The 16,476-nt window shown below is 45.7% G+C and carries 12 protein-coding genes; 11 read left to right on the top strand and 1 reads right to left on the bottom strand.

Features of this window, described 5'->3' with window-relative positions; all coding sequences use genetic code 11:
• Nucleotides 1-83 precede the first annotated feature (83 nt).
• Together VYM24_RS17150 and VYM24_RS17145 are read left to right on the top strand one after the other, a co-directional pair.
• Entirely contained in the window at nucleotides 84-2,273 is a 2,190-nt protein-coding gene (locus VYM24_RS17150) for a glutamine synthetase III family protein (protein ID WP_007218643.1), read from the top strand.
• A gap of 206 nt (nucleotides 2,274-2,479) precedes the next feature.
• Nucleotides 2,480-3,781, top strand: coding sequence for a S28 family serine protease (locus VYM24_RS17145; protein ID WP_291551168.1), 1,302 nt, complete (start codon nucleotides 2,480-2,482; stop codon nucleotides 3,779-3,781).
• Nucleotides 3,782-4,365: 584 nt separating this feature from the next.
• Here VYM24_RS17145 and VYM24_RS17140 read toward each other — a convergent pair.
• On the bottom strand, nucleotides 4,366-4,935 hold the full coding sequence (locus VYM24_RS17140) for an HdeD family acid-resistance protein (protein WP_330940473.1): 570 nt from the start codon (nucleotides 4,933-4,935) through the stop codon (nucleotides 4,366-4,368).
• Nucleotides 4,936-5,555: 620 nt separating this feature from the next.
• Between VYM24_RS17140 and trpB the strand changes: the two genes are divergently transcribed.
• From trpB to VYM24_RS17095, 9 genes are all read left to right on the top strand, one after another.
• On the top strand, nucleotides 5,556-6,755 hold the full coding sequence (gene trpB, locus VYM24_RS17135; RefSeq protein WP_330942265.1) for a tryptophan synthase subunit beta: 1,200 nt from the start codon (nucleotides 5,556-5,558) through the stop codon (nucleotides 6,753-6,755).
• Nucleotides 6,756-6,780: 25 nt separating this feature from the next.
• A complete protein-coding gene (locus VYM24_RS17130; protein ID WP_330940472.1) occupies nucleotides 6,781-8,181 on the top strand; it encodes an anthranilate synthase component I family protein in 1,401 nt (466 codons plus the stop codon).
• Nucleotides 8,182-8,208: 27 nt separating this feature from the next.
• Complete coding sequence (locus tag VYM24_RS17125) at nucleotides 8,209-8,772, top strand: anthranilate synthase component II (RefSeq protein WP_227071055.1); 564 nt, start codon at nucleotides 8,209-8,211, stop codon at nucleotides 8,770-8,772.
• Nucleotides 8,773-8,945: 173 nt separating this feature from the next.
• A complete protein-coding gene (gene trpD / locus VYM24_RS17120) occupies nucleotides 8,946-9,941 on the top strand; it encodes an anthranilate phosphoribosyltransferase (RefSeq protein WP_227071056.1) in 996 nt (331 codons plus the stop codon).
• A gap of 11 nt (nucleotides 9,942-9,952) precedes the next feature.
• Nucleotides 9,953-10,795, top strand: a complete 843-nt coding sequence (trpC, locus tag VYM24_RS17115) for an indole-3-glycerol phosphate synthase TrpC (RefSeq protein WP_330940471.1) — start codon at nucleotides 9,953-9,955, stop codon at nucleotides 10,793-10,795.
• Between the two features lie 94 nt (nucleotides 10,796-10,889).
• Nucleotides 10,890-11,513 carry a phosphoribosylanthranilate isomerase gene (locus VYM24_RS17110; protein ID WP_227071058.1) on the top strand — a complete coding sequence of 208 codons (624 nt, stop codon included), beginning with the start codon at nucleotides 10,890-10,892 and terminating at the stop codon, nucleotides 11,511-11,513.
• 89 nt (nucleotides 11,514-11,602) lie between these two features.
• Nucleotides 11,603-12,379, top strand: coding sequence for a tryptophan synthase subunit alpha (trpA, locus tag VYM24_RS17105; RefSeq protein ID WP_022210224.1), 777 nt, complete (start codon nucleotides 11,603-11,605; stop codon nucleotides 12,377-12,379).
• A 131-nt stretch (nucleotides 12,380-12,510) separates the two neighbouring features.
• On the top strand, nucleotides 12,511-13,548 hold the full coding sequence (locus VYM24_RS17100) for an asparaginase (RefSeq protein ID WP_029328796.1): 1,038 nt from the start codon (nucleotides 12,511-12,513) through the stop codon (nucleotides 13,546-13,548).
• A gap of 303 nt (nucleotides 13,549-13,851) precedes the next feature.
• The gene (locus tag VYM24_RS17095) at nucleotides 13,852-16,434 is read left to right on the top strand and encodes an LruC domain-containing protein (protein ID WP_330940470.1); all 2,583 of its coding nucleotides are present in this window, start codon (nucleotides 13,852-13,854) and stop codon (nucleotides 16,432-16,434) included.
• Nucleotides 16,435-16,476: the final 42 nt, after the last annotated feature.

The following is a 16,476-nucleotide window of genomic DNA, read 5'->3' as shown; positions in this document are numbered from 1 at the left end:
GTTTGGCCGCCTTCCCGGGAACAACTAAATAAGAGTTTTTTTACTCCAACAAATATATTTTTATAAACCAACAATTACAAGGTATGTCCAAATTAAGATTCAGAGTAGTAGAAACGGCGTTTAAAAAGAAACCCGTTGCAGTGGCAGCCCCCGCGGAACGTCCGTCGGAATATTATGCCAAGTATGTGTTCAACAAGGAAAAGATGTTCAGGTATCTGCCGAGTAAGGTATATGCCAAACTGATTGACGTGATCGACAATGGTGCTCCGCTGGATCGCAGCATTGCTGATGAAGTGGCAGCCGGTATGAAGAAATGGGCACTCGAAATGGGTGTTACCCACTATACCCACTGGTTCCACCCGTTGACAGAGGGTACAGCCGAGAAACATGACGCTTTCATCGAGCACGATGGTAAAGGCGGTGTGATGGAAGAATTCACAGGCAAACTTCTCGTTCAGCAGGAACCGGATGCATCCAGCTTCCCTAACGGTGGTATCCGCAATACGTTCGAGGCACGCGGTTACAGCGCATGGGACCCCTCTTCTCCGGCTTTCATCGTCGATGATACGCTCTGTATACCGACCATTTTCATCGCATACACCGGTGAGTCACTGGACTACAAAGCACCGTTGCTGAAAGCCCTGCGTGCCGTAGACAAAGCTGCCGTAGACGTATGCCGTTACTTCAATCCGGAAGTGAAGAAAGTAGTTGCCTATCTGGGTTGGGAACAGGAATATTTCCTGATCGACGAAGGTCTGTATGCCGCACGTCCCGACCTGTTGATGACAGGCCGCACGCTGATGGGGCACGACAGTGCCAAAAACCAACAGTTGGAAGACCACTATTTCGGTGCCATCCCTACCCGCGTGGCAGCCTTTATGAAGGAATTGGAAATCGAGGCATTGAAGCTCGGTATCCCCGTTAAAACGCGTCACAATGAGGTAGCTCCCAACCAGTTCGAGCTGGCTCCCATCTTCGAAGAATGTAACCTGGCTGTAGACCATAACATGCTCATCATGGCACTGATGCGTAAAGTAGCCCGTAACCACGGCTTCCGCGTATTGCTGCACGAAAAGCCTTTCAAGGGCGTCAACGGTAGCGGTAAGCACAACAACTGGTCATTGGGTACGGATACAGGCATCGGACTGATGGGACCGGGTAAACTACCCGAAGAAAACCTGCGCTTCATCACCTTCGTAGTGAATACCCTGATGGCAGTCTACAAGCACAATGGATTGTTGAAAGCCGCTATTTCCAGTGCCACGAACGCACACCGCCTGGGTGCCAACGAAGCACCTCCCGCAATCATTTCCAGCTTCCTGGGCAAACAGTTGTCACAGGTATTGGAACACATTGAAGAGAGTACCAAGGATGATCTCGTAAGCCTTAGCGGCAAGCAAGGTATGAAACTGGATATTCCGCAGATTCCGGAATTGTTGATTGACAATACCGACCGTAACCGCACCAGTCCGTTCGCCTTCACCGGAAACCGTTTTGAGTTCCGCGCCGTAGGTTCGGAAGCAAACTGTGCCTGCGCCATGATTGCCCTGAATGCCGCCGTAGCCGAGCAACTGGTAGAATTCAAAAAAGATGTGGACGAACTCATCGAAAAGGGCGAACCGAAGATTTCGGCTATCCTTGAGGTTATCCGCAAATACATCAAGATCTGCAAACCTATCCATTTCGATGGCAACGGCTACAGTGACGAATGGAAAGAAGAGGCCAAGAAACGCGGTCTGGATTGCGAAACCAGTGTGCCTCTCATCTTCGACAGCTATCTGAAGCCGGAAAGTATCCGCATGTTCGAAAATACCGGTGTCCTGACTCAGAAAGAACTGGAAGCCCGCAATGAAGTGAAATGGGAAACTTACACTAAGAAAATCCAAATTGAGGCTCGTGTATTAGGTGATTTGGCCATGAACCACATCATCCCGGTAGCCACGCAGTATCAAACGGATCTCATTGATAACGTTTACAAGATGAAGAACTTGTTCCCTGGCGACAAAGCTGCAAAACTGTCTGCCAAGAACCTTGAACTCATTGAAGAGATTGCCGACCGCACCGCCTTCATCAAAGAGCATGTAGATGCCATGATCGAAGCCCGCAAAGTGGCCAACAAGATCGAAAGTGAACGCGAGAAAGCCATTGCCTACCACGACACCATCGTACCGGCAATGGAGGAGATCCGTTATCATATCGACAAGCTGGAACTGATTGTCGACAACCAGATGTGGACGCTGCCAAAATACAGGGAACTCTTGTTCATTCGTTAAATGAAGAATGAGGAATTCTTCATTCATCATTTAATAACTTTCTTTTGTTGGTTGTTTTAAGTTTGCAGGGGGAGAGGTGCCGGGAGGTAGTTCTCTCTCTTTTTTTGAAAACTAAAATATCATCGTAATTTATTTCCCGGCATATCACTTTTTCGTACCTTTGTCAATATTTACAAAACCAGATGATAAATTAAAAACGATTCATTATGAAGAACATGCACATTCGCTATGCAGCACTCCTACTCTTTGTTTTGCTGTCAGCATCGACCTCTTCTTTCGCACAGACCGTTCTGGAGCAAAAAATCAGCGCGATTTCCGCCATTAAAGAAATCCGCCCACTGGAAACTTCTGAGTTTTCAGAGAAATATGTGACCTATTTTACTCAACCGCTGGATCACCGCCATCCGGAGAAAGGCAGCTTTCGCCAACGCGTTATCGTTTCTCATGCCGGCTTCGACCGCCCCACAGTAATCGTTACCGAAGGCTATGGCGCCGCTTACGCTCTCCGTCCCCAATATCGTGAAGAGCTTTCAAAACTTCTCAATGCCAACATGATATTCGTGGAATACCGCTACTTCCTTGAGTCTACCCCCGAACCCAAAGATTGGCAATACCTGACAGCTGAGAACTCTGCAGACGACTTACATGCCATCACCACCGCATTCAAAAGCATCTATCCGGGCAAATGGATCGCCACCGGCATCAGCAAAGGAGGGCAGACTACCCTTCTTTACCGCACTTTCTATCCGGATGATGTAGATATTTCCGTTCCTTACGTAGCTCCGCTTTGTTATGGAGTAGAAGATGGACGTCATGAGCCTTTCCTGCATAAAGTTTCAACACCGGAAAACCGCAAGAAAATTGAAGATTTCCAATTGGAAGCTTTGAAACGGAAAGCAACTTTACTTCCCCGTTTTGAAAAGTATTGCACCGAAAAGAATTATTCATTCCGTGCACCGATTGAAGAAATTTACGATTACTCGGTATTGGAATATTCTTTCGCTTTGTGGCAGTGGGGTACTCCTATCAGCTCCATACCCGCTACAACAGCCTCTGATGATGAAATATTCTCTCATCTACTTGCCATCAGTGAACCGGGATATTTCACCGCCGACAGCCCCAATGCTTCTTTCTTTGTACAAGCTGCCCGTGAATTGGGATACTATGGTTATGACGTCCAACCGTTCAAGCAGTATCTCTCCATCCAGTCCAGTGAAGGCTATCTGCACCGTCTGATGCTTCCCGAAGAGTTGAAAGATATGCCCTTCGACAAAACTTTAAGTAAGAAAATAACCAAGTTTCTAAAGAAACAGGACCCGAAGATGATCTTCATTTACGGTCAGAACGACCCATGGACAGCCGCAGGCGTCACCTGGCTGAAAAACAAGAAGAATATTCATGTATTTATCCAACCGAATGGCAGCCATCTGGCACGTATCAATACATTGCCCGAAGGAGAAAAGAAAGAAGTGATAGAATTAATAAAGAAGTGGCTGGACAAAGAATGAATTGTCTATTTGACAAATTGACAATTAAACCTCTCCACATTTCTCTTTTTACGCCCCGGAACCTTGTCTGTAGAAAGAAACGCAAGGAATCGGATTTAGAGAAATACAGAATGATATAATTATCATCCTAATTAGATAATATTGCAAGAGCAGAGAAACATTTGCCCTATTTGGAGACAATTTTCCACGGAAGTTGTCTGAAAAATGCTTCTTTCATTTCGGCATCCTCTACTCTTGAAATAGAAAGCATTTGCGTTGTTTTTCGAAGGGGCTACACCCTTTGGAGAAGATGTAGTAACCCCTTAGAGTAAATGGTTACACCTTTTTGTGCAAAGGGTGTAGCCTTACCAAAGAAAAGAATGTTTCTTTTCGGGAAACAGATTGTTAGTTTCGGTCCAATAGATAGTATATTTATAACAAACAGACCGTCTGTTCCACTGAAACAGACGGTCTGAATTGTTAAAAGGCAACGTGTATTACTCCGGAACGAGTCATTTGCACGAAATGATAGTTAGCAATAATAAAGAATACAGAGCTTATATCTTGTAAAACGCTTGAATAGCTATCAGTTTGATTTCCGGCTCTTATTCCACAATTTCCGCGTCCTCGATGTCCTTATCCTTGGGTGCAACCGGCATCTTCGGCCGTTTGCGAGTGAATGTGAACCAATTTGTCAATTCGGAAACTGCATATACTATGCTGGTGATCCCGATAATGATAAATGCCGTGGAACGTACCCCCGTCGGATTGAACAAGGCAATCAGTCCTGCAATCAGAATGAGCACCGGAATGATATAAAATCCCACACGAACCGGCATCCAGCGACGGGCTGCAGAAAACGATGCAATCTGTTGCACACCACCCAGTACAAGGATGAATCCCAATACAAACGTCAGCAAATCCGCAAAGAAACCGGGCATAATCACCAACCAAAGGCCGAACAGCAGGCTACCAATCCCCTCAATAGGAAGTCGGTGCCTTTCCTCCGCATTCATAGCAAAATACCCGATAATACTTAAGAGCGATGGTATCAGAAACACAACACCGATCGTTATTACCAAATAGTCTCCTGCCTCATTGGGAAACATCACCAATATCAGCCCGATTACCAGCGCACATATCGTACGCAAAAAAGAGTTACTTATTCCTTTCATAAGCTTATGATTTTTTGCGAAGATACATTTTTATCCGCACAACTCCACAAGAAAGTCACGAAAAATCAATTAACGGTCAGCCAAGCGTTCATATCTTCGGCCACCAAGAGCCAATATAATAACAAAAGTATAGCAATAGATACGCCAATGGCTACTAAATGTTTTCGTTTCATAGTTCATCCTTTCTTTTTTATATAAATAATAGTTATTCAAAACACAACTATAAAACAAGTTCCCATACAAAAGGTTTACTGATTTCCCTAAATACAAAAAACAAGAGTAAAAGCTCGCATATTCCTATAGTTTCAAGCTGATGAAACAAAAATGAGCCGTTTAAAGAAAAAAAGCAAGAAATTCTTTGGTAATTAAAACAAAGTGCTTACATTTGTCCCCAGCTAAAACAAAAAGACAATGAAAACAATGCTCATAAATACATATTGGTGGTGGCGCCCGTTACAACTCCGACAGTCGTAAGGGAGCAGTGCTCGTATGTATATATGTGAACATAATACTGATTAAGAAAGAGCCCTGTCGCAACCTGCGACAGGGCTCTTTTCTTTTATCCGGTTTTGAAACCCGGACAAATCCCAATAGTTAATAGTTAAATCGTAAATAAAATGATGAGTTTTTTAGTAAATCAAGATGGTTATTACGGAGAATTCGGTGGAGCATATGTTCCCGAAATACTCCACAAGTGTGTGGAAGAGTTGCAGAACACCTATCTCAAAGTACTGCAAAGCGAAGATTTCAAGCAAGAGTTCGACCAACTGTTGCGTGACTACGTAGGACGTCCTTCCCCACTCTACTATGCCCGCCGGCTTTCCGAAAAGTATGGCTGCAAACTCTACCTCAAGCGTGAAGACCTGAACCACACAGGAGCCCACAAGATCAACAACACTATCGGGCAGATTCTTCTGGCACGCCGCATGGGCAAGCATCGCATCATCGCCGAAACCGGTGCCGGACAACATGGCGTAGCTACTGCCACCGTATGTGCCCTGATGAACATGGAATGCATCGTCTACATGGGAAAAACGGATGTAGAACGCCAGCATATCAATGTAGAAAAAATGAAGATGCTGGGTGCAACCGTCATCCCCGTCACTTCCGGAAATATGACACTGAAAGATGCTACCAACGAGGCGATCCGCGACTGGTGTTGTCATCCTGCCGATACCTACTACATCATCGGTTCCACAGTCGGTCCTCATCCTTATCCCGACATGGTGGCTCGCCTGCAATCCGTCATCAGCGAGGAAATCAAAAAGCAACTCATTGAGAAAGAAGGTCGTGACTGCCCTGACTATCTTATCGCTTGTGTAGGTGGTGGCAGCAATGCCGCCGGAACCATCTACCATTACATCGATGATACCCGCGTGCAGATCGTCCTCGCCGAAGCCGGCGGTAAAGGAATAGATACGGGTATGACTGCCGCTACCATCGCCCTCGGACAGACGGGAATCATCCACGGTGCACGCACTTACGTCATTCAGAACGAAGACGGCCAGATAGAAGAGCCTTATTCCATCTCCGCCGGACTGGATTACCCGGGTATCGGCCCCATACATGCCAATCTGGCTGCACAAAAACGCGCCATCGTACTTGCTGTTAATGATGATGAAGCCATCCGCGCCGCCTACGAACTGACGAAACTTGAAGGTATCATCCCCGCCCTGGAAAGCGCACACGCCCTCGGTGCCCTCGAAAAGCTGAACTTCAAACCCAATGATGTCGTTGTACTGACCGTTTCGGGACGTGGAGACAAGGATATAGAAACTTATCTTAATGAAGAATTAAAAATGAAGAATGAAGAATTATGAATGAAGAATTAAAAATTAAAGGGTTATGAATACATATAATTATCAAACTATTAGTCGGACTATTCTTGGAGACTTGCACACTCCTGTAAGTGCCTATCTTAAAGTCCGCGACGTCTTTCCCCAAAGTGCGCTCATGGAAAGCTCCGACTATCACGGTAGTGAAAACAACCGTTCATTCATCGGACTCTGTCCATTGGCAAGCGTCAGCATCGACCATGGAACAGCCATCTTCCGCCTGCCCGACGGCACTCGCGAAGAACGCCCCATCACACCGGAATATCCTGTAGAAAAAGCTTTAGAGGATTTCCTCGGCCGCTTCCATGTGGAAGGCGAATATGCCAATTACTGCGGTCTTTATGGCTACACCTCTTTCAATGCCGTACGCTATTTCGAAAATATTCCCGTAAAAGATAGCCGCGAAGCCACCAACGACGCACCGGATATGCTCTACATCTTGTATCAATACCTCATTGTCTTCAACGACTTTAAGAACGAAATGGTTCTTCTTGAAATGCTTGCCCCCGGTGAAGAAAGTGAACTGGATACCGTGCAGAAAGCCATCAATAACCGTAATTACACCGCCTACGATTTCCGTGCCGTTGGTGAAACCACTTCCCCACTGACCGATGAACAGCATAAAGCAAATATCCGTCAGGGAATCGCCCACTGCCTGCGTGGGGATGTTTTCCAGATTGTTCTCTCCCGACGTTTCGAACAACGTTTCGTAGGCGATGACTTCAAACTTTATCGTGCCTTGCGCAGCATCAACCCCTCTCCTTATCTGTTCTATTTCGATTTCGGAGGTTTCCGCATCTTCGGTTCATCACCTGAGACGCACTGCCGCATCGAAGGCCGTCACGCCTATATCGACCCCATCGCCGGTACTACCAAGCGCACCGGAGATCCCGAACAGGATGCGCTGAACGCCCAATACCTTCATGATGATCCCAAAGAGAATGCAGAGCATGTCATGCTGGTCGATCTCGCCCGTAACGATCTTTCCCGCAACTGCCACGATGTAAAAGTGGATTTCTACAAGGAAATGCAGTATTACAGTCATGTTATCCACCTGGTAAGCCGCGTCAGCGGTACGCTGAACGAGGATGCCCGCCCTATCAAAGCATTCATCGACACTTTCCCGGCAGGCACTCTGAGCGGTGCACCCAAGGTACGCGCCATGCAACTCATCAGCGAACTGGAACCGCACAATCGCGGCGCTTACGGCGGTTGCATCGGCTTCATCGGACTGAACGGTTCACTGAACCAGGCCATTACCATCCGTACTTTTGTCAGCCGCAACGGTGTACTCTGGTTTCAGGCAGGCGGTGGCATCGTAGCCAAGAGTAATGAAGAATACGAGTTGCAAGAGGTGAACAACAAACTGGGAGCACTGAAAAAGGCAATCGTAATGGCGGAGAAAATGTAAATTGTAAATCGTTAAATCGTAAATAAAATGATAGTAATCATAGACAACTACGACTCTTTCACCTACAACCTTGCCCATCTGGTAAAAGAACTCGGCGCAGAAGTAGATGTGCTGCGCAATGATAAATTTGAACTTGAGGAATTGGAGAAATATGATAAGATCATCCTTTCACCCGGCCCCGGCATTCCCGAGGAGGCAGGCTTACTATTAGAGGTCATCCGCACTTACGCAGGACGGAAACCCATACTTGGCGTCTGCCTGGGCGAACAGGCCATCGGACAAGTATTCGGAGGGAAGCTCACTAATCTGAGCGAAGTCTTTCACGGTATACAAACGAATGTAAAAATAAAGAATAAAGATTACATTTTCGACGGTCTTCCTACTGAAATTCCAGTCGGTCGTTATCACTCCTGGGTAGTGGATACAGACGGATTTCCCGAAGAATTGGTTATCACTGCCATCAGCCCCGAAGGTCAAATCATGGCACTGAGACATCGGAAATACGATGTCCACGGCATCCAATTCCATCCGGAATCGGTACTGACTCCCGATGGAAAACAGATTGTAGGCAACTGGCTGAAAGGCGTCTGAAATGCCACATCTCATGAGGCCAAATGCCACACTTCACAGTTCGGAATGCCACACCTCATGACCGTCAACATGTGGCATTCCGAACGCTAAGGTGTGACATTCCGGACGCAGAGTCTTTCAATCGTAAATCGTCCAATCGTAACTAAAAAAAACATCTAATCGTAAATAAAAAAATGAAAGATATATTAACCCGTCTCTTCAACCACGAAGAGCTTACTTCGGAAGAAACCAAGCAGATTCTCCTGAACATCACCCGGGAAGCTTATCCCGAAGCTCAAATTTCCGCATTACTCACTGTGTTTCAAATGCGTAGCATCACAGTAGATGAATTGATCGGCTTTCGCGAAGCCCTTATGGAGACTCGCATCCCTATCGACTTCGCGCCTTACCGGCCTATCGACATCGTAGGTACGGGAGGTGATGGAAAGAACACGTTCAACATTTCCACATGTGCCTGTTTTGTGGTGGCCGGGGCCGGTTACAAAGTTGCCAAACACGGCAATTATGGCGCCACTTCCGTCAGTGGGGCAAGCAATGTCATGGAGCAACACGGCATCCGCTTCACCAATGATCCCGACAAGTTGAAACGCAGCATGGACGAGTGTAACATCGCCTACTTGCACGCCCAACTTTTCAATCCGGCAATGAAGTTCGTCGGCCCTGTGCGCAAGGCATTGGGCGTACGTACACTGTTCAATCTTCTTGGCCCGCTTGTCAACCCCTGCAAGCCTACTTACCAATTGCTCGGTGTAGCCGATCTTGCACAGATGCGACTCTACACAAATGTTTTTTACAAACTCGGTATCGATTTTGCGGTAGTCAACAGTCTCGACAGCTACGATGAAATCTCCCTCACGGACGAATTCAAAGTCATGACGCGCAATTACGAACGGATTTACCGTCCGCAAGCGCTGGGTTTCAGTGCCGCGCAGCCCGAAGAGCTCTTCGGCGGAGCCTGTAAAGAGGATGCCGCCCGCATCTTTGATAATATCCTTAATAACCGTGCCACACGTGCCCAAACACAATGTGTCATTGTCAATGCCGCCTTCGCCATCCAGGTGATGGAACCTGAAATGGAAATCGAAGAATGTATTGCCATCGCTCGCCAATCGCTGGAGAGTGGACGGGCGCTGGAGACGTTGAAGAAGTTTATAGAAATCAATCAATGAACTAAAAAAATATGAAAGATATTTTATCCGAAATCATCGCCCACAAGCGGATTGAGATAGAGCAGCAAAAACAAGCAGTCTCCCTCAGTCAATTGCAAGAGCAAGCTGCTGTCATGATGCAGGAAGCTGTCGGAACCGGAGCTTCCGGCACAACGCCCGTCCGCAGCATGAAACGTGCACTCGCAAGCTCTTCATCCGGCATCATTGCCGAGTTCAAACGCCGTTCTCCTTCTAAGGGCTGGATCAAGGAAAACGCACAGGCCAACCTCATTCCACCAGCTTATGAAACTGCCGGAGCTTCCGCCCTCTCCATCCTCACGGATGAAAAGTTTTTCGGCGGGAATCTGCGTGACATCCGTACAGCGCGCCCTCTGGTCAACATCCCGATCCTGCGTAAGGACTTCATCATCGACAAGTATCAGCTTCTGCAAGCCCGTATTGTGGGTGCCGATGCAGTGCTGCTCATTGCCGCCTGCCTCACGCCTGATGAGTGCCACACGCTTACCATGCAGGCGCACGAACTTGGACTTGAAGTCCTGCTCGAAGTACACAGTACCTCCGAACTCTCCTATATATATAAGGAGACGGATATGGTCGGCGTCAACAACCGTAATCTGGGCAGCTTCGTCACCGATATAGAAAACTCTTTCCGCATTGCAGAAGAGTTAAAAAATGCTGTTGCTGAAATTGATTTTCAGACGCCTCCGCTGCTCGTTTCCGAAAGTGGTATTTCGCACCCTGAAACCATCCGTGAGCTACGCTCGGCAGGCTTCCGTGGTTTCCTTATGGGAGAGACATTCATGCGTACAGACGATCCCGGGAGCACATTGGAAGAACTCATTCACGGTATATGAATTTGGAAATTCACACATAATTTCATATATTCGTGATTTTTAAGCAAAATGTTTTCAATAGTAAATTGTAAATCGTCCAATCGTACATATTATCATGAATACAATGATCAAAGTATGCGGAATGACCGATGCAGACAATATCCGCGATGTAGAAGTATTAGGTGTAGATATGATCGGTTTCATCTTCTACCCCAAATCCCCCAGATACCTGTACCAGATACCCAGGTACCTGCCTACACTTGCCAAACGTGTCGGTGTTTTTGTCAACGAAACCAAAGAAAACATCCTTATGTATGTCGACCGTTTCGGCCTGAACTATGTCCAGCTGCACGGTGACGAATCACCCGAATATTGCCGCACCCTTCATTCACAGGGTATCCGGATCATCAAAGCGTTTTCCATCGCTTTGCCCAAGGATCTTCTTGCCGTATCTGATTATGAAGGTTTCTGCGACTACTATCTGTTCGATACGCGTACCGTCCACTATGGTGGTTCCGGACAGCAGTTCGACTGGAGCATTCTGCAACGTTACATCGGCAGTACCCCTTTCCTGCTTAGCGGCGGTATCAATTCTTACAGTGTCAAAGCTCTGAAAGAATTCCACCATCCCCGCCTTGCCGGTATTGATATCAACAGCCGATTCGAGACATCTCCGGGCATCAAGGATGTGGAACGGATAGAGCGTTTTCTCAAAGAAATGGGAAAATGTACCATTTGACGACTGAAGCACGCCATTGTGAAGAGCAATCGTCAAGTGAAAAGTAATTTCAATCGTAAATCGTAAATAATAAAATCGTAAATAATAAGATGAATCGTATAAATCAACTTTTTCAGGACAGCCCTAAAAATTTGCTGTCCATCTACTTTTGTGCCGGTTGCCCAACCCTGGAAGGTACTGCCGACGTCATCCGTACCCTCGAACGCAATGGAGTCCATTCGATTGAAATCGGTATTCCTTTCAGTGACCCGATGGCTGACGGCATCGTTATACAGGAAGCTGCCACCCGTGCTCTTCGCAATGGTATGTCGCTGCGTATTTTGTTTGAACAGCTTCGCGATATCCGTAGCGATGTCCGTATTCCTCTCATCCTGATGGGCTATCTCAACCCTATCATGAAATTCGGGTTCGAAGCTTTCTGTCAGAAATGCGTAGAATGTGGTATCGACGGCGTTATTATTCCCGATCTTCCCTTCAAAGATTACGAAGAAACGTATAAACCTATTGCCGACCGTTACGACATCCGTGTCATCATGCTCATCACCCCCGAAACCAGCGAAGCCCGTGTCCGCGAAATCGATGAGCATACCGACGGCTTCATCTATATGGTATCCAGCGCTGCTACTACCGGTGCCCAGAAAGATTTCGATAGCCAGAAGCAAGCTTATTTCAAAAAGATACAGGATATGCACCTCCGCAATCCCCGTATGGTTGGCTTTGGCATCAGTAACAAACAGACATTTGACGCTGCTTGCGCCAACTCTTCCGGCGCTATCATCGGCAGCCGTTTCGTCACCCTGCTGAATGAAGCTGAAGGAGATGCGGAAAAGGCGATCACACAGTTGAAAGAAGGGCTGAAGAAGTAATTAGGGAAGAGTGATTAGTGATAAGTAAATGACATTATAATGGCAAAATGTCACTTATCACTATCCACTTATCCCTAATCACTATTTTTTTCCTATCTTTGCACCCAAAATAATCAAACCCGGTTATGTTTATGAAGACTGACTACCCATCCGTGTTGCTAATTTATACCGGTGGAACCATCGGAATGATAGAGAACCCAGAGACAGGTGCGCTTGAAAATTTCAACTTCGATCATCTTCTCAAACATGTTCCCGAACTGAAACGTTTCAATTATCGCATCTCTTCCTATCAGTTTGATCCTCCTATTGACTCTTCTGACATGGAGCCTTCGCTTTGGGCAAAAATCGTAAAGATTATCAACTACAATTATGATTACTTCGACGGCTTTGTCATTCTTCATGGAACCGACACCATGTCTTATACAGCCTCTGCTCTCAGTTTCATGCTTGAGAATTTGGCTAAGCCCGTCATTCTCACCGGCTCTCAGCTCCCTATCGGCACTCTGCGTACAGATGGAAAAGAAAATCTTATCACCTCTATAGAAATAGCTGCGGCCAAGAATCCCGATGGCACTCCCATCGTTCCCGAAGTGTGTATCTTTTTTGAAAATGAATTGATGCGCGGTAATCGTACCACAAAGATCAATGCCGAAAACTTCAACGCATTCCGTTCATTCAACTATCCCTCACTGGCCCATGCAGGCATCCACATCAAATATGACGCCCACATCATCCGCCGTCCTGATCCGACGCGTCCCATGAAGCCTCATTACCTGTTCGATACCAATGTGGTTATGCTCACTCTTTTTCCCGGTATCCAGGAAAGCATCATCAATTCTGTTCTCCATGTCCCGGGTCTGAAAGCGGTTGTACTCAAAACATTCGGTTCCGGCAATGCTCCTCAGAAGGAATGGTTCATCCGCCAACTGAAGGACGCTACAGAACGTGGCATCATTATTGTTAACATCACTCAATGCCAACGTGGCGTAGTTGAAATGGGGCGTTACGAAACCGGACTGAAATTGCTGCAAGCAGGCGTCATCAGCGGATACGACAGTACTCCCGAATGTGCAGTAACCAAACTTATGTTCCTCCTTGGCCATGGTCTCAATCAAGCCGAAATCCGCTACCGGATGAACTCTGATCTTGCGGGAGAAATCACTAAATAAAAAATAAAAAAATATTTAGTCTAAAAGTTACGGATTATAGCAACAAAAGTCTTCCATTGGCTATAATTCCATTTCATTATGCACATTCCGATAAGATACCGACTAAAATCTGCAAGTTTTCACTAAAAGCCTATTACTCTCATTTTTAACAATTAAAGCATCCTATTTGCAACAAAAAAACAACTTTTTCTGCTATCATATCAAATTTATCATTATCTTTGTGGCGAAAATATGCAAGAAATGCGCATTTTTAATAGTCCATAAAGAAAAGAATGACAAATTCAACACATATTATATTTATTAATGATGAAATCAATTAGCAGATTATCAGTAATGGCTACCATGGTAAGCGCCATGTTTTTAGCCAGTTGTGCGGACGATGTTTACGACCCAAGTAAAGAACCGCAGACGCCGCCGGCTGAAAATCCTTTTGGTGAAGGTTTTGCCGCTCCTGATGGCTTTAATTGGTCCATGATCAATTCCGTAAAACTTAATGTTGAGGTAAAGGACGAATTCAATGGTCAGTACCAGTATCTGATCGAAGTATTCACCACCAACCCATTGAGTGATAAAAATGCGACTCCGATTGCGGCTGGTGTAGCAAACAAGAATGCTAATTACGTTACAGAAATCAACATACCTGCAGCAACTGGATATCTGTATATTCGTCAAACAGACCCGAAACAACGAAATGAAATTTACGCATGCGCTGTTCCCGAAAATGGCGGTTCAATGGATTGTAAGCTATACTATACCGGAGTCGGCACAAGAGTCACAGGAAATACAGGTTCAGCATTCGAAGCCGCAAAACAAGCAGGATTTACAGAACCGAAACATAAGGACAGCGAAGACCTTAAACCTCTTTATGATGAAACAAAAATAATACCGGAAGTACCTGCTGTTTCAGATAAGTACGTCCCCAATAATTCAGGAGCGTTGAATGCCGGAGCCAACTTTATTATTGGTGCAGAATATACATCCGAGGCCTCTTTTAAAGACAATTTACGGGTTTATGAAAGTAGCGGCAGAGTAACCGTATTCGTTCAAGGCGTATGGGACTTGTCAGGGGAGGAATTAAATTCCCGACTCGACATCTACGTGATGAATGGCGGTAAAATCATCGCTTCAAATGACCTCACAATAGGTATCAGTAATACTCTTACCATCCAAAGCGGAGGAAGTATCGAAGTCGGAAACACCTTACATTTAGGCGCTCCAACCAAAGTCTATGGCTCCATTTCAGCAGAAAATGTCAATGTAAACATAGGCGGTACGCCTGAAATATATATTGGTGGAAACGGCAGTATCAAAGTTACCCAAACAGCACTTTTCAACAGTTCTCAAATTTTCAACTACGGTGTATTAAGCGCAGGCAAGCTTGAGCTTATGAATGCTACTGTATTAAATAAATCCTATATAGAGAATTGCAAAGACATCAGTTGCAACAACGGTAAGATATTCAATTATGGCGATGTAAAATTCAGCGGAACACTCACGACTAATAATAACATTCAGAATACAGTTTTTGTCAATCACGATCAAGCCACTTTAGTAGGATCAAGATGGGACAATGGCGCTTCTGTTTATAATGACGGCCTTATCCAGCTTACCAATTTCTATAATCCAGCAGTGGGCGAAATCTATAATAGCTGTGCATTTATCATCAGCAATGAATTTACTTTCGTTAATTTGATTTTAGACAATGGTTCCATTACAAGCGATTGGAACAATACAACAAACGAATGGCTTCCCGTTCCGACCATCACTTGCAATCAAAAAGTTAATGTCAAGATGAGAAATAGCTCAATCATCAAAGTCGATAACTTCATTTTAGGCAACTCACCTAACAACATCGTAGGCGAACAAGGCGAGACATCTATGATCAAAGCCCGTCTGCTTACATTAAATGGCGGTGGACTAACCAGCATCAGTGGCAACTTGGTATTTGAGGGGAAATATGCAAAGGATTATCCTACATGGCAACTGAAGACTGAATGCGCTATGACCGGTTATGACGAATCCAAACAATCCATCGAATCCTGTAGCGGCATTATCAACGAAGGTAATGAAGGCGAAGACCCGTACACCCCTGAAATTCCTGTCATTGACGATGCGACGACTTACACTTATGTATTCGAAGACAACTGGCCCAAATATGGCGATTTCGACCTCAACGATATCGTCCTGACAATAAGCAATCGTTCCGTCCAAGCCAATGCAAGCGGCAACTTGAAGAGCGCCAAACTCAATATTGCCCTCGAAGCTGTCGGAGCAAGTAAAGTTCTCGGAGTAGGTATCCGCTTCTTCGGTCTGCCGGAAAATATCACCCCCAAGAAATTCACCGTTAAAGGCGTAAACGCTTCATTTGAAGCTGGGCAAAGCCTCCCGACCCTCATACTGTTTGAAAATGCACACGGTGAATTCAGCTTCAGCGACGAACGACCATTCATTAATACAACTCAGGATGCATCGACCAATAGCGCTGATGTTCCCGATTATTCCATACGTTTCGAGTTTGAAGAATCTAGCAATGTACCCGCGTCAGCGTTCAACATCAACAATCTGGATGTATTCGTCATCACCAGAGCTGCTGACCAGAAGAATAAACGTCTTGAAGTGCACGTAGCCGGTTATGCACCTACCGATCTGGCCAACACCAAGCTGTTCGGACAAGGAAATGACAAGTCGTCTGCGGATGAAAAGCGTTATTACCTGAGCTCTGAAAACTTAGCATGGGGCGTAGTTATCCCGACAGATTTTGCATGGCCCTTAGAGTATAAAAATATCAAAGATGTATACACAAATTTTGTCGGTTGGGTAACCAGCGGCGGAAAAGAGAACAAGGATTGGTATAACAGCCACAATGGTCAGGTATTCAAAAAATAGCCCGGAATTCCCCTAATGCAAAAAGCCGATGAGCACCGTTAT

Origin of the sequence: Bacteroides sp. MSB163, from assembly GCF_036416795.1 — a bacterium.
Lineage (GTDB): Bacteria > Bacteroidota > Bacteroidia > Bacteroidales > Bacteroidaceae > Bacteroides > Bacteroides maternus.
This window is presented reverse-complemented; position numbering and strand designations above follow the sequence as displayed.